Origin of the sequence: Pseudomonas sp. PDM30 (genome assembly GCF_019218985.1) — a bacterium.
Lineage (GTDB): Bacteria > Pseudomonadota > Gammaproteobacteria > Pseudomonadales > Pseudomonadaceae > Aquipseudomonas > Aquipseudomonas jessenii.
The window spans coordinates 752,874-765,144 of record NZ_JAHUWM010000001.1 but is presented as its reverse complement, the minus strand read 5'-3'; the positions used below and the strand labels follow the sequence as shown (position 1 = coordinate 765,144).

General features: G+C 60.2%; 15 protein-coding genes. 7 read left to right on the top strand and 8 right to left on the bottom strand.

Annotated features, from left to right (window positions below; translation table 11 throughout):
- Positions 1 to 73: 73 nt before the first annotated feature.
- Both KW840_RS03570 and KW840_RS03565 read right to left on the bottom strand, forming a co-directional pair.
- Positions 74 to 1,303: a winged helix-turn-helix domain-containing protein gene (locus tag KW840_RS03570; RefSeq protein ID WP_218494462.1), complete on the bottom strand. Its 1,230-nt coding sequence runs from the start codon at positions 1,301 to 1,303 to the stop codon at positions 74 to 76.
- 64 nt (positions 1,304 to 1,367) lie between these two features.
- Positions 1,368 to 1,583 (bottom strand): DUF1127 domain-containing protein, encoded by a 216-nt coding sequence (locus KW840_RS03565; protein WP_008049076.1) that lies wholly within the window; start codon positions 1,581 to 1,583, stop codon positions 1,368 to 1,370.
- 95 nt (positions 1,584 to 1,678) lie between these two features.
- Between KW840_RS03565 and KW840_RS03560 the strand changes: the two genes are divergently transcribed.
- Positions 1,679 to 2,533 carry a LysR substrate-binding domain-containing protein gene (locus KW840_RS03560; RefSeq protein ID WP_057713818.1) on the top strand — a complete coding sequence of 285 codons (855 nt, stop codon included), beginning with the start codon at positions 1,679 to 1,681 and terminating at the stop codon, positions 2,531 to 2,533.
- Here the strand turns inward: KW840_RS03560 and KW840_RS03555 are convergent.
- Positions 2,523 to 3,272 carry a sulfite exporter TauE/SafE family protein gene (locus KW840_RS03555; protein WP_218494461.1) on the bottom strand — a complete coding sequence of 250 codons (750 nt, stop codon included), beginning with the start codon at positions 3,270 to 3,272 and terminating at the stop codon, positions 2,523 to 2,525. The two genes, KW840_RS03560 and KW840_RS03555, sit on opposite strands and share 11 nt — an antisense overlap.
- A 111-nt stretch (positions 3,273 to 3,383) precedes the next feature.
- Between KW840_RS03555 and KW840_RS03550 the strand changes: the two genes are divergently transcribed.
- From KW840_RS03550 to KW840_RS03535, 4 genes are all read left to right on the top strand, one after another.
- Positions 3,384 to 4,340, top strand: coding sequence for a LysR family transcriptional regulator (locus tag KW840_RS03550; RefSeq protein WP_154860244.1), 957 nt, complete (start codon positions 3,384 to 3,386; stop codon positions 4,338 to 4,340).
- Positions 4,341 to 4,407: 67 nt separating this feature from the next.
- On the top strand, positions 4,408 to 4,869 hold the full coding sequence (locus KW840_RS03545) for a MarR family winged helix-turn-helix transcriptional regulator (protein ID WP_150812289.1): 462 nt from the start codon (positions 4,408 to 4,410) through the stop codon (positions 4,867 to 4,869).
- Between the two features lie 361 nt (positions 4,870 to 5,230).
- Complete coding sequence (locus tag KW840_RS03540) at positions 5,231 to 5,650, top strand: organic hydroperoxide resistance protein (protein ID WP_218494460.1); 420 nt, start codon at positions 5,231 to 5,233, stop codon at positions 5,648 to 5,650.
- Positions 5,651 to 5,684: 34 nt separating this feature from the next.
- Positions 5,685 to 6,698, top strand: a complete 1,014-nt coding sequence (locus KW840_RS03535) for an alpha/beta hydrolase (RefSeq protein ID WP_218494459.1) — start codon at positions 5,685 to 5,687, stop codon at positions 6,696 to 6,698.
- Positions 6,699 to 6,871: 173 nt separating this feature from the next.
- Here the strand turns inward: KW840_RS03535 and KW840_RS03530 are convergent, their stop codons facing one another.
- Both KW840_RS03530 and earP read right to left on the bottom strand, forming a co-directional pair.
- Positions 6,872 to 7,441, bottom strand: coding sequence for an elongation factor P (locus KW840_RS03530; RefSeq protein WP_007943632.1), 570 nt, complete (start codon positions 7,439 to 7,441; stop codon positions 6,872 to 6,874).
- A gap of 48 nt (positions 7,442 to 7,489) precedes the next feature.
- A complete protein-coding gene (earP, locus tag KW840_RS03525; protein WP_218494458.1) occupies positions 7,490 to 8,632 on the bottom strand; it encodes an elongation factor P maturation arginine rhamnosyltransferase EarP in 1,143 nt (380 codons plus the stop codon).
- Positions 8,633 to 8,756: 124 nt separating this feature from the next.
- Here earP and KW840_RS03520 point away from each other — a divergent pair, with 124 nt between their 5' ends.
- On the top strand, positions 8,757 to 9,167 hold the full coding sequence (locus KW840_RS03520) for a hypothetical protein (protein WP_218494457.1): 411 nt from the start codon (positions 8,757 to 8,759) through the stop codon (positions 9,165 to 9,167).
- Positions 9,168 to 9,169: 2 nt separating this feature from the next.
- On the top strand, positions 9,170 to 9,652 hold the full coding sequence (locus tag KW840_RS03515) for a GreA/GreB family elongation factor (protein ID WP_218494456.1): 483 nt from the start codon (positions 9,170 to 9,172) through the stop codon (positions 9,650 to 9,652).
- 16 nt (positions 9,653 to 9,668) lie between these two features.
- Here KW840_RS03515 and cysB read toward each other — a convergent pair whose 3' ends face one another.
- From cysB to KW840_RS03500, 3 genes are all read right to left on the bottom strand, one after another.
- A complete protein-coding gene (gene cysB, locus KW840_RS03510) occupies positions 9,669 to 10,643 on the bottom strand; it encodes an HTH-type transcriptional regulator CysB (protein ID WP_015094029.1) in 975 nt (324 codons plus the stop codon).
- Between the two features lie 113 nt (positions 10,644 to 10,756).
- The gene (locus KW840_RS03505; RefSeq protein WP_056727114.1) at positions 10,757 to 11,260 is read right to left on the bottom strand and encodes a universal stress protein; all 504 of its coding nucleotides are present in this window, start codon (positions 11,258 to 11,260) and stop codon (positions 10,757 to 10,759) included.
- Positions 11,261 to 11,355: 95 nt separating this feature from the next.
- Positions 11,356 to 12,261, bottom strand: a complete 906-nt coding sequence (locus tag KW840_RS03500; protein WP_046043378.1) for a 5'-nucleotidase — start codon at positions 12,259 to 12,261, stop codon at positions 11,356 to 11,358.
- Between the last annotated feature and the right edge of the window lie 10 nt (positions 12,262 to 12,271).

Genomic DNA, 12,271 nt, shown 5'->3' with positions numbered 1-12,271 from the left:
ATCGCGAGCAAGCTCGCTCCCACATTGGACCGCGCTCCCCTGTGGGAGCGAGCTTGCTCGCGAAGAGGCCAGCTCAGCCACCCTCAATCTGCGCCAGTGCCACCCGCAACCTCGCCGCACTCGCCCGCGGGCAATTCAGCTGAACCTGTGCCAGCCCCAGCCAATCCGCCATCTGCCGCAGATTGACCGCCAACGCCAACATCCCCTCGTCATCCAGCCCCGCCTCCTCCTCATGCACCGCATGCACCGCCAAACGGTCCGCCCCGCGTTCGGCGCGCAGATCGACTCGTGCGGCAATCCGTTCGTTGTGCAAAAACGGCAGGACGTAATAGCCGTACACCCGTTTGTCCGGCGGCGTGTAGATCTCCAGCCGATAGCGGAAATCAAACAGCCGCTCGGTCCGGCTGCGTTCCCAGATCAGCGAATCGAACGGCGAGAGCAAGGCACTGGCCACGACTTTACGCGGCACTTTTGGCTCGGGCAGACAATAGGCCGGTTGTCGCCAGCCCTGCACTTCGCAGGTCAGCAATTCCCCGGCCTCGACCAACTCGGCCAAACGTGGACGACTGTCCGCAGGATTCAAGCGGAAATAGTCACGCAAATCCTTCTCCGTACCGACCCCCAAGGCCGTTGCCGCATGCCGCAACAGGCCGCGCTGGGCCTCGTCTTCACTCAGGACGGGGTGCGCAAGCACCGCCGAGGGAATCACTCGCTCCGGCAGATCGTAGAGCCTTTCGAATCCGCGTCGTCCGGCAACAGTCACTTCACCGGCAGCGAACAACCATTCCAACGCATGCTTTTCCGCGCTCCAGTCCCACCAGGGACCGGCCCGCTCCTGACGGGTCGACAGACTTCCGGCACCCAACGCGCCCTGCTCCTCGACCGAAGCCAGCACCCGGCGAATGGTGTCTTGCTGCTCACGGCCAAAGCGCGCCAATTGCTGATAAATGTCTTCGCCACGGCCCGCACGCTGCATGCGCCAACGCATCAACGGGAACATGGAAAGTGGCAACAACGAGGCTTCATGGCCCCAATACTCGAACAACGTACGGCGCCGGCCCTGACTCCAGGCAGCCTGGTCGAGCAAATCGGAGGAGTAGTTACCGAGGCGGGAAAATAGCGGAAGGTAGTGCGAACGCACCAATGCATTGACCGAATCGATCTGCAAAATGCCCAGCCGTTCGATCAGGCGATTGAGCGCAACAGCCTTGATCGCCGCTGGCGGCGACCGCCCGTTGAACCCTTGGGCGGCCAGCGCCAGACGCCGAGCCTGTTTGAGGGTAAAGGACAACGTTGCGGGCATGGGTGCCTCCTTGTCTGCTCGCAACCTACCTCACCGGTAAGGGGTTTGTGTAGCGTGGCATTCATCATTTATGCATCGGGTCATTCCAGAACGGCTTGATCGACTCGTTCTCCACATCCGCACGGCTCATGCCGATGTCCTTGAGTGCCTCGTCGCTCAAGCTCGCCAGCAATTCGCGCTCGCGATGCAATTCGTACCAGCGGCCGACCTTGTGCAGCAGATCGGATATCACGTGAATCGAGTGTTTTTCTGATCCTTGGAACTCATGTTGACCTTTCATCTTGTTGCCCTCCGTTTGGATGGCTCCAGTCTCGCGCCGGGTCTAAGATCAATCCAACGAATGTTTCTGATGTCACATATCTCGGAGATTGATGAATGTCGGCCTACCCGAGTATCGATACCGAAGTGTTGCGCACCTTCGTCGCCATCGCCGACCAGGGCGGCTTTACCCGCGCCGGGGAATTGGTCAACCGCACCCAGTCCGCCGTCAGCATGCAGATGAAACGACTGGAAGAAGATGTGCTGCAGCGTCAGTTGTTCCAGCGCGACGGGCGGCAGGTGCGACTGACGGCTGAAGGCCAGGTGCTGCTCGGCTATGCGCGACGCATCCTCAAGCTGCACAGCGAGGTCTTCAATACGTTGCGTGAGCCCGACATGGTCGGCACGGTGCGTATCGGCACGCCGGACGATTATGTGATGCGGTTCCTCCCGGGGATTCTGCGCCGGTTTGCCCAGTCTTACCCGCTGATTCAGATAGAAGTGCACTGCGAATCATCCAAACAACTGTTGATGCGCCAGGACCTCGACCTGTCAATCGTGACCCGCGAACCGGGCAGCGAAATCGGCCAGTTGTTGCGCAAGGAACGCTTTGTCTGGGCCGAGGCACAATGCTACAGCGCCCACGAGCAGACGCCGCTGCCACTGGCGATGTTCAACAGTGATTGCTTCTGCCGCCAGTGGGCCTGCAATGCCCTGGATGCCCGGGGGCGCGATTACCGGGTGGCGTACAACAGCGACAGCCTGTCGGCGATCATGGCCGTGGTCAGCGCCGGCCTGGCCGTCACGGCGCAACTTGAAAGCCTGATCACCGCGGACATGCGCATCCTTGGTGAGGCCCAGGACCTGCCGCTGCTGCCCGAGGCCAGCATCATGCTCGTGCGCAACCTGCATAACCCGTCACCCATCACCGAGTGCCTGGCCGAGCACATCATCGAAGGCTTCAAACTTTGAAGGCGAGCATCACCGCACAGAACACCAGGAACCCGCAAAACAGCCCGCGCAGCAGCCGCTCCGGCAATGCGTGGGCAACCTTCACGCCCCAACTGATGCTCATCAGCCCACCGACCGCCAAGGGCAAGCCGATCACCCAATTGACCTGATGGTGCGCGGCGTAAGTCACCAGCGTCACCCCCGTACTCGGCAAGGCCAGCGCCAACGACAGCCCCTGCGCAACCACTTGGCTCGTGCCGAACAGGCTGGTCAGCACCGGTGTCGCCACCACCGCGCCCCCCACGCCGAACAACCCGCCCATCGTGCCGGATGCAGCGCCAAGCAGGCCCAGCCAGGGCCATGAGTAGTTCATCTGCGAAGCCGGCGGAGCGCTGGCGGCGAACATGCGAACGAGGTTGTACGCCGAGAGTGCGATCAGAAACGCAACAAAGCCTATGCGCATGGTTTGCGCATCAATGCCCACCGCCCAGATCGACCCGAGCCAGGCGAAGCAAAACCCCATGATGGCCAGCGGTAACGCGTGACGCAGTTCGATACGGATGCGCTGATGATAGCGCCACAGCGCCAGCATCACGTTCGGCACCACCATCACCAGCGCGGTGCCTTGGGCAATCTGCTGATCGAGCCCGAACAGCACGCCCAGCAGCGGAATGGCGATCAGGCCGCCGCCGATGCCAAACAAACCGCCGAGCGTGCCCAACGCAGCGCCGAACACCAGATACATCAAGAACTCAATCACAGCATTTTCCCCGTTGCCGTCAGGCCTTTGATCCTACGCAGTTGCTTCTGGCACGGAAACGCATAGCAACGCACAATGGCTATGCCAAATTCGCACAAGCACAAACCTGCCATGAACCCCAATCAACTGACCGACCAACTGGCCTTGTTCCTCGACGTGCTGGAAACCGGCAGTTTTTCCGCCGCCTCGCGCCGTCATCCGCTAACCCCTTCGGCCGTGGCACGGCGTATCGACAGCCTGGAAAGCGCGGTCGGCAGTCAGCTGTTCCTGCGCAGCACGCATGCGGTACGCGCCACGCCGGCGGGATTGGCCTTTGCCGAGCGCGCACGGCGGATCGTCGCCGAATTGCGCCTGGCCCGGGCCGAGGCGGTGTCCCTGAGCAGCGCGCCGGAAGGCCTGATTCGTATCGATGCGCCGGCAGCCTTTGGTCGCCGGCACCTGGCACCGGTGATTGCCGATTTCCTGATGCTCTACCCCGGACTCGATGTGCAACTGCACTTGATCGACAGCTTCGTCGACATGCAGGGCCTGAACCTCGGCAAGGTCGATCTGGTGCTGCGCGCCGGGCAACTGGCCGATACCCGGCTGGTGGCCACGCCACTGGCGAGCATGGTGCGTATCGCCTGCGCCAGCCCTGATTATTTGCGGCGTCGCGGCGTGCCGACCGAGCCGACACAGCTGATTGAACACGACGGACTCGACTGGGATGGCCTGGCTCCGCCCTTCGCCTGGCGTTTCGAGCGCGACGGGCAAATGCACTTGCACCGGCCGGCGCGGATCCGCATGAGCGCCAACAATGCCGAGGCGCTGGTGTGCGGCGCATTGGCCGGACTCGGTATCGCGCACCTGCCGACCTGGCTGGCCAGCGAATACCTGTTGCGGGGTGAGTTGCTGCCGCTGTTCTGCGACAGCGGTCTGCCGAAACCGGAAAGCGCCGGCATCTACGCCTTGCGCCTGGAACAGCAGCCCAACTCCCGCAGTCGCTTGTTGCTGGAGTACCTGAAAACCCGCTTCAGCCCGATTCCGCCCTGGGATCTGGTGCTGCAAACCCATTTGCAACGGCACTGATCAAAATTATCTGGCGCATTAAAGACTCGCCCGCTAGATTCTTCAGATCACAGATCAAGGCTTCGACATGACCACCGAGCGCAACACCCCGGACAACTGCGACAACCTGCTGCTGGACAATCAGGCGTGCTTCGCCCTGCATTCCACTTCGCTGATGATGACCAAGGTCTACAAACCCTTGCTGCAAGCGCTGGGCCTGACCTACCCGCAATACCTGGCGATGATGGTGTTGTGGGAAAAGGACGGTTTGACCGTAGGTGAAATCAGCACGCGGTTGCTGACCGATCCTGGCTCGTTGACGCCGCTGCTCAAGCGCCTGGAAGCCGAAGGCCTGCTCAGCCGAACCCGCAGCCGCGAAGATGAGCGGGTGGTGATCGTCGAACTCACCGAACAGGGCCGGGCGTTGCGCGACAAGGCCCGGGACATTCCCCAATGCATCCTCGGCGCCAGCGGGATGACCCTGGAGCGCCTGAAAAACCTGCAGGCGGAACTGCAGGAGTTGCGTCGCCACCTGCAAGATAGCCTCTAGTCTCCAAACCACCACAAATCCCTTGTGGGAGCGAGCTTGCTCGCGATGGCGGTGTATCAGTCAGCATCATTGCTGAATGTGAGACTGCAATCGCGAGCAAGCTCGCTCCCACAGCGGCTCTGCGGCCCACCAGAAAACCGGGTTCGCCACCCTCCCCAGAAAAAAACCCGCTGAAAATCCCCCTCGATAGCTCTAGCTCAATACTTTCAACCTAAACCACCTCACAGCCTTGCGTCTTTTTTCAAATTTCTTTGAAAAAATATATTGCGCGCTAAACATTAGCGCGATACATTTATTTCGCACTTACTTAGCGCGCAAACATTTAGCGCAAAACAAACAAACCCTGAACGAGGCTTTCACCATGCAAACTCTCTACACCGCAATCGCAACCTCCACCGGTGGCCGTGACGGTCGTGCGGTTTCCAGCGACAACATCCTCGACGTCAAGCTCGCCACGCCCAAAGAACTCGGCGGTGCCGGCGGCGCAGCCACCAACCCAGAGCAACTGTTCGCTGCCGGCTACTCCGCCTGCTTCATCGGTGCCCTGAAATTCGTGGCCAGCCAGACCAAGCGCAGCATTCCTAACGACGCTTCGATCACCGCTCATGTCGGCATCGGCCAGATCCCTGGCGGCTTCGGCCTGGACATCGACCTGCACATCAGCCTGCCGGGTCTTGAACAAGCCGATGCACAAACACTGGTCGATGCGGCCCACCAGGTCTGCCCGTACTCCAACGCCACCCGTGGCAACGTCGATGTGCGTCTGCACGTAACCGTCTAAGCGCTGACTACCCAGGCCCGAACAGGAAACGAACATGAACACTTTCAGCAAAGTCTTGACCGGTACCCTTCTCGCCTTGTCCATCAGCAACGCGTTCGCAGGTACCGGGGTTGAACACAACACCCAGGCGTTCCTCGACGTTCTCAACGCCGGAACCGGCAAGCCGATGGAGCAAATGACGCCCGCCGAGGCCCGCGCCGTGCTGGTGGGCGCGCAGGCCGGGGTGAAGCTGACGCTGCCAAAAGCCGATGTCAGCCAGAAGACCATTCAAGTCGACGGCCAACCGATCAGCCTGACCATCGTCCGGCCGGCCGGGGTCAAGGGCGAGCTGCCGGTGTTCATGTTCTTCCACGGCGGTGGCTGGGTGCTGGGGGACTTCCCGACCCACGAGCGGCTGGTGCGTGACCTGGTGACGGGTTCGGGTGCCGCGGCCGTATTCGTGAACTACACGCCGTCGCCGGAAGCGCATTACCCGGTGGCGATCAACCAGGCTTACGCCGCAACCCGATGGGTGGCCGAGCATGGCAAAGAGATCAACGTCGATGGCCAGCGCCTGGCGGTAGCCGGCAACAGTGTCGGCGGTAACATGGCGGCTGTGGTTGCGCTGATGGCCAAGGACAAGGGCACACCGGCGATCAGGTTCCAGGTGCTGTTGTGGCCGGTGACTGATGCCAACTTCGAAACCGCGTCCTACAACCAGTTTGCCGAAGGGCACTTCCTCACCAAAAACATGATGAAGTGGTTCTGGGACAACTACACCACCGACGCCAAGCAACGGAACGAGATCTACGCCTCGCCACTGCGCGCAACCACCGCCCAGTTGAAAGGATTGCCTCCAGCGCTGGTGCAGACCGCCGGGGCCGACGTATTGCGCGACGAAGGCGAAGCCTACGCCCGCAAGCTGGACGAGGCCGGTGTGCCGGTGACCTCGGTTCGCTACAACGGCCTGATCCACGACTACGGTTTGCTCAACGTGGTGAGCCAGGTGCCAGCGGTGCGTTCGGCGATGCTGCAGGCTTCGCAAGAGCTCAAGGAACACCTGAAATAAAAACTGTGGGAGCGAGCTTGCTCGCGATAGCGGACTGTCAGGCAACATCTTTGTTGAATGGTCGGACGCCATCGCGAGCAAGCTCGCTCCCACAGGGTTTCTGGTTGAACCCGAAATCGAAGGTAAAAAAAGCCCGACTCAATGGTCGGGCTTTTTCATTCCTGAAGCTGTGCTTATTTGGCACGGCCTTTGTAGGAACCGCCTTCGCGGGTATCGATCTCGATCATGTCGCCGATTTCGATGAAGTCAGCAACCGACAGCTCGGTACCGTTCTTCAGTTTGGCAGGCTTCATCACCTTGCCGGAAGTGTCGCCGCGAGCGGAACCTTCGGTGTAGTCAACCTGACGCACGATAGTGGTCGGCAGCTCTACGGAAACCAGACGCTCTTCGAAGAAGATCGCTTCGCAAACATCGGTCATGCCTTCTTCAACGAAAGGCAGAACGGCTTCGATGTCTTCAGCGTTCAGCTCGTACATGGTGTAGTCGGTGGTGTCCATGAACGTGTAGGTGTCGCCGCTGATGAAGGACAGGGTCGCTTCTTTGCGGTCGAGGATTACGTCGTCCAGTTTGTCGTCGGCGCTGTAAACGATCTCGGTCTTGTAACCGGTCAGCAGGTTTTTCAGCTTGGTCTTCATGATCGCGCTGTTACGACCGGACTTGGTGAATTCAGCTTTCTGAACCAGCCAAGGATCGTTTTCGAGACGAATCACGGTCCCGGGTTTCAGTTCTTTACCAGTTTTCATTGCGAATATCCGAATTTGGATGGGATTTACAAAAATCTAGGCCGCGTATCATATCCAATTTCCATAAAACTGTACCAGCGCCGTGGCAAGATCGGCCTGCAATGCCTGCTCCAGACACCACGCCTCGGCGTGTTTTTCCAGCTCTGGCCAGTGTTTACGAGTGAATTGCCAGTGGTCGGCCATTTTTTCACCGGCGTTCCACGCCCGCCAGAGACCGCTGATCGCCTCCCGCGCAGGCGCAGATAACCCCTTCACATAGAGTTCGAGGAAGGCTTCGAGCTTGTCCAGGTGGATGTCTTCTTCCTGCCGGTAGATATGCCAGAGAAATGGCCGGCCAGCCCATTGCGCGCGCACAAAGGAATCTTCGCCGCGCACGGCATTGAAATCGCAGCACCACAGCAACCGGTCGTACTGGTCCTGGCGGACGAATGGCAGCACTTGCACGGTCAAGGCGTCGCGCACATGCACGGCACCGGCCGCCACCCCCTGCACACCGAGCCAACGCTCGACGTCGCCGAGAATCCGCCCTTCCGGCACCAGCAGATGAGTGGCAGTAGAATCGCCGGCCATTGCATCAAGCCAACTGGCCAGACCGGTGTTTTCGTAGGCAAACAATGAGATCAGCTGCGCGCCGGGCGCAGGATCAATTCCCAAGCCTTGCAGGAATTTTCTTTGAGCCTGCGGGTTTTGCTGAAATTGCCGACGCCGCTCCAGCAACCCTCGCTCACGCAGCAGTCCGCCGGTGCCCTTCTGAAATCCCGGGAAGAAGAAGAACTTCTGCACGTTTTTGTACTTCACCGAGGGCAAACCGTGGCAGCCGATGACCCAGTCCTCGGCGCTCAGGTAATCCAGGTTCATCCACAGCGGCGTCTTCTCCCGTTCGGCCATGGCCTCCATATAGGCGCTCGGCAATTGGCAGGCAAAAGCAGCAATCACCACATCGGCGGCTTCGGTCGGTTGCCACTCGGCTGGCCATTGGCGCACTTCGACGCCTTGCTGCAACTGCCTGGGAGCATGGATGTCGATTTCCGGGCACAGGCGCTCGAACGCTCGCAGGTCATCGACCCATAGACGCACCGCCAGCCCATGTTCGGCCACCAGTTGCCGGGCCAGTCGCCAGGTCACGCCGATGTCGCCGAAGTTGTCGACCACGGTGCAAAAAATATCCCAGCGGGTTTTCATTTCAGGCATTCCAGGCTCCCGTTGGCAAAGGCGCCGATTGTCCGCATAAATTACCCCGTGCAGAAGAGCCGACGGCGATTATTCTTCATGCGACAATCACCACTCGCCAGTGACCTTTCGCCAGGAGGCAACCATGCCCCACCGCCCCACTCCGCGCCGATCCTTCCCGATCAGCCTCAGCGCCCTGCAACTGACCGGCAGTATCGCCCTCGGCATGTGGCTCGGGTTCATTGCCATTGTGTTGACCTGCTGGCTCGCGTCGCGCCTGCTTTTCAGCGAGCAACTCGCCCCGGTCGCGGCGGCGGTTGAGCAGCTGGCCCAACCACCCGCAGTGGCTCAACCGCTGCCGAACATTCCGCCACAGAGCCCGCTGTTCGAGCAATATGAAGAAAACCTGCGCAAGAACGAACAGCAGCAACGGCTTGATCAGGCACGTAGCAGCAGTCGCAACCTGGCCAACCCGAACTGTCAGTTCTGGCTGCAACAGGACCGGACTGCACCCAGCGAAAAAAGCCGCGCCAACGTCCTGCAATTCTGCGATTGATCATGAATAAGCAAACCGTCCACCAACTGATTCTCGACAGGCTGCGGGTCGATCTCGACATCGCCGAACGGGCCGCGCAAACCGCCTACGAAACGGCGACCCACGAAGAAAACATCGCCGAGAACAAGTACGACACCCTGGGGCTGGAAGCGTCCTATCTCGCGGCCGGGCAAGCCAGGCGGGTCGAGGAAATTCGCCAGTCACTGAGCCTCTGCCAGAACCTCGCCCTGCGTCCGTATGACGATCAGCGGGGCATCGAAGTGGGCGCGCTGCTCGGGCTGGAGGACGAAAAGGGGCGCGAACAATGGCTGTTTCTGGCCCCCGATGCAGCAGGGTTGAAGGTCGATCTGGTGGGACAACTGATCACCGTCATCACCCCGCGCTCACCGCTGGGCAAAAGCCTGCTGGGCAAGTTCGAGGGCGATGAGGTGGAGATCATGGTGGCGGGCGCTCGGCAACAGTTCGCTGTCACCGAGGTGGTTTGACCGGCAGGAAACGCTATCAGTGAACGGGTAGTTCGACGCCTTCGAACAGCTCTTCCAGTTCCTGCTTGTTGTGGCACTGAATGGCCTTGGCCATGACTTCGCGGGTCAGGTGCGGCGCGAACTTCTCGATGAAGTCGCACATGAAACCCCGCAGGAAGGTGCCGCGACGGAAGCCGATCTTGGTTACGCTGGACTCGAACAGTTCGCTGGCATCGAGTACCACCAGGTCGCTATCGAGCTTGGTGTCGACAGCCATTTTTGCCACGATGCCTACGCCCAGACCCAGACGAACATAGGTCTTGATCACGTCGGCGTCGGCGGCGGTGAACACCACTTTCGGCGTCAGGCCGCGATGGCTGAAGGCTTCGTCGAGTTTCGAACGGCCGGTAAAACCGAACACGTACGTCACGATCGGGTATTCGGCCAGTGCTTCGAGGGTCAGTTTCGACAGCTTGGTCAGCGGGTGGCCCTGAGGCACGACCACGCAACGGTTCCAGCGGTAGCACGGCATCATCACCAGATCACCGAACAGCTCGAGCGCTTCGGTGGCAATGGCGAAATCCACGGTGCCGTCAGCGGCCATTTCGGCGATTTGCATCGGCGATCCCTGATGCATGTGCAGGGCCACGTCCGGGTATTGCTTGATGAAATTGCTGATCACCGGCGGCAACGCATAACGCGCCTGGGTATGAGTGGTGGCAATCGACAGGGTGCCTTTCTTCTCGTTGGAGAACTCCTGGGCGATCTGCTTGATGCTTTCAACCTTGCGCAGAATCTCGCCAGCGGTGGTGATGATGCGCTCGCCGGCCGGGGTGACACGGGTCAGGTGCTTGCCGCTACGGGCAAAAACCTCGACGCCCAGTTCGTCTTCCAGCAGACGGATCTGCTTGCTGATGCCCGGTTGAGAGGTGTAAAGGCTTTGGGCTGTAGCGGAAACGTTGAGGTCGTGGTGCGCCACTTCCCAGATGTAGCGCAATTGTTGAAGCTTCATATGAATCCCTCAAAGCAGGTAGACGCCACGGGCATCAGCGACGGTATATAACTATATTAATGGCTCGAAGAATAAATCTAGAACTTTTTTATCAAATTGCCATTATTCGTGTTCTAGCGATCCCCTTGACGACGACGTTGCACCAGCGGCACCAGATAGACCGGCACCTTGGACAGTTGCAACACTCGGGCGGCGGTTCGCCCCAGAGGCGTTTCCGCACCAGCACCATGGCTGTGACTACCTACGATCAACAAATCCACGGAGAGTTTCTGCGCCTGGTCCAGAATCACCTGCGACGGATCGCCCTGCAGCACCCGTACTGCCTGAATCCGCTCCAGGTCGTGCTCCCCTTCATCCCCCAACTCCTCACGAAAACTGTCGAGCACCCGCTGCTCGATACTGGCAATCACCGTATTGAGGCCCTGGCTGTGAAACTCGTTCAGCGCCTGTTCATCGAGATAACTTTGCAGCACCGATTCGGCAAACAACCCCATGGGTTCAACCGCATGCACGACATACAAACTGGCATTGAAGGTCCTGGCCAGTTCCAGGGCATGCTGCATCACCACGGGCGCGTACAGACCAAGGTCAGTGGCATACAGCATCGAACGAATCATATGACCTCCTCGACTGCCAACATGGCGGAGATTTGATTCAGCTTAGCAGTGCCTTGGCGACTACGACGTCCCGCGCAACGCATTGAACGGTGGGCTTAAACCTTTTGCTCGTTGCTTATGCCATGGGGCACATGACCGGTGGCGACGACTTCTCGGGCCAACTCGCAGTGACCGGCCTGATCGTCGAAAAACACGTCGGCCGCGAAGGCTTCGAGAAAGGCCGACTTGGTCAGGCCGCCGAGGAACAGCGACTCGTCGAGACGGATGTCCCATTCGCGCAACGTGCGAATGACCCGCTCATGGGCCGGCGCCGATCGCGCCGTGACCAGCGCGGTACGGATCGGACAGGTGTCCTCCGGGAACTCACGCTGCAGCAGGTTGAGGGCCGCGAGAAACCCTTTGAACGGCCCACCGCGCAACGGTTCGCGGGCGGCCTCACGCTCGCTGGCCTGGAACGCCTCCAGACCACCGGCCTGATAAATGCGTTCCGACTCATCGGAAAACAGTACCGCGTCTCCATCGAAGGCAATGCGTAACTCGTCGCTGGCCGCACGGCTGGCACCGCCCGACAGAATGGTCGCTGCCGCGAACCCGGCGTCCAGTGCATTGCGCACGTCTTCGGCGTGGGTCGAGAGAAACAGGTCGCAGCCAAAGGCCTTGAGGTAGGGATACGGACTGCGCCCGCCGACAAAGGCCGCACGGGAAATGGCCAGTCCGTAGTGGTCAATCGAGTTGAACACCCGCAGCCCGGTGTCGGCGCTGTTGCGCGACACCAGAATCACCTCGACCCGGGCGCGGCCGAGGCTGTTGTTGAGGTTCAGGAGTTTCTGCACCAGCGGGAAGGCATCGCCGGGCTCGAGGATTTCGTCTTCGTGTTCGATCTGATATTGCCGGTAGGCCTCGACACCACTCGACAGGTAGACCTTGTGGCTTTCGCTCAGGTCGAACAGCGCCCGCGAAGAAATCGCCAGCACCAGCTTGTCGTCAATTGCCTTTGGCATGCCCTTCCCC

Excerpts from the sequence above, each read along its gene's own strand:
- KW840_RS03545 (WP_150812289.1), top strand. The coding sequence starts at position 4,408 with ATGACCACCGAGCGCAACACCCCGGACAACTGCGACAACCTGCTGCTG.
- KW840_RS03505 (WP_056727114.1), bottom strand. The coding sequence starts at position 11,260 with ATGATTCGTTCGATGCTGTATGCCACTGACCTTGGTCTGTACGCGCCC.
- earP (WP_218494458.1), bottom strand. The coding sequence starts at position 8,632 with ATGCCTGAAATGAAAACCCGCTGGGATATTTTTTGCACCGTGGTCGAC.
- KW840_RS03530 (WP_007943632.1), bottom strand. The coding sequence starts at position 7,441 with ATGAAAACTGGTAAAGAACTGAAACCCGGGACCGTGATTCGTCTCGAA.
- KW840_RS03560 (WP_057713818.1), top strand. The coding sequence starts at position 1,679 with ATGTCGGCCTACCCGAGTATCGATACCGAAGTGTTGCGCACCTTCGTC.
- KW840_RS03520 (WP_218494457.1), top strand. The coding sequence starts at position 8,757 with ATGCCCCACCGCCCCACTCCGCGCCGATCCTTCCCGATCAGCCTCAGC.
- KW840_RS03500 (WP_046043378.1), bottom strand. The coding sequence starts at position 12,261 with ATGCCAAAGGCAATTGACGACAAGCTGGTGCTGGCGATTTCTTCGCGG.
- KW840_RS03515 (WP_218494456.1), top strand. The coding sequence starts at position 9,170 with ATGAATAAGCAAACCGTCCACCAACTGATTCTCGACAGGCTGCGGGTC.
- KW840_RS03540 (WP_218494460.1), top strand. The coding sequence starts at position 5,231 with ATGCAAACTCTCTACACCGCAATCGCAACCTCCACCGGTGGCCGTGAC.
- KW840_RS03565 (WP_008049076.1), bottom strand. The coding sequence starts at position 1,583 with ATGAAAGGTCAACATGAGTTCCAAGGATCAGAAAAACACTCGATTCAC.
- KW840_RS03535 (WP_218494459.1), top strand. The coding sequence starts at position 5,685 with ATGAACACTTTCAGCAAAGTCTTGACCGGTACCCTTCTCGCCTTGTCC.
- KW840_RS03550 (WP_154860244.1), top strand. The coding sequence starts at position 3,384 with ATGAACCCCAATCAACTGACCGACCAACTGGCCTTGTTCCTCGACGTG.
- cysB (WP_015094029.1), bottom strand. The coding sequence starts at position 10,643 with ATGAAGCTTCAACAATTGCGCTACATCTGGGAAGTGGCGCACCACGAC.
- KW840_RS03570 (WP_218494462.1), bottom strand. The coding sequence starts at position 1,303 with ATGCCCGCAACGTTGTCCTTTACCCTCAAACAGGCTCGGCGTCTGGCG.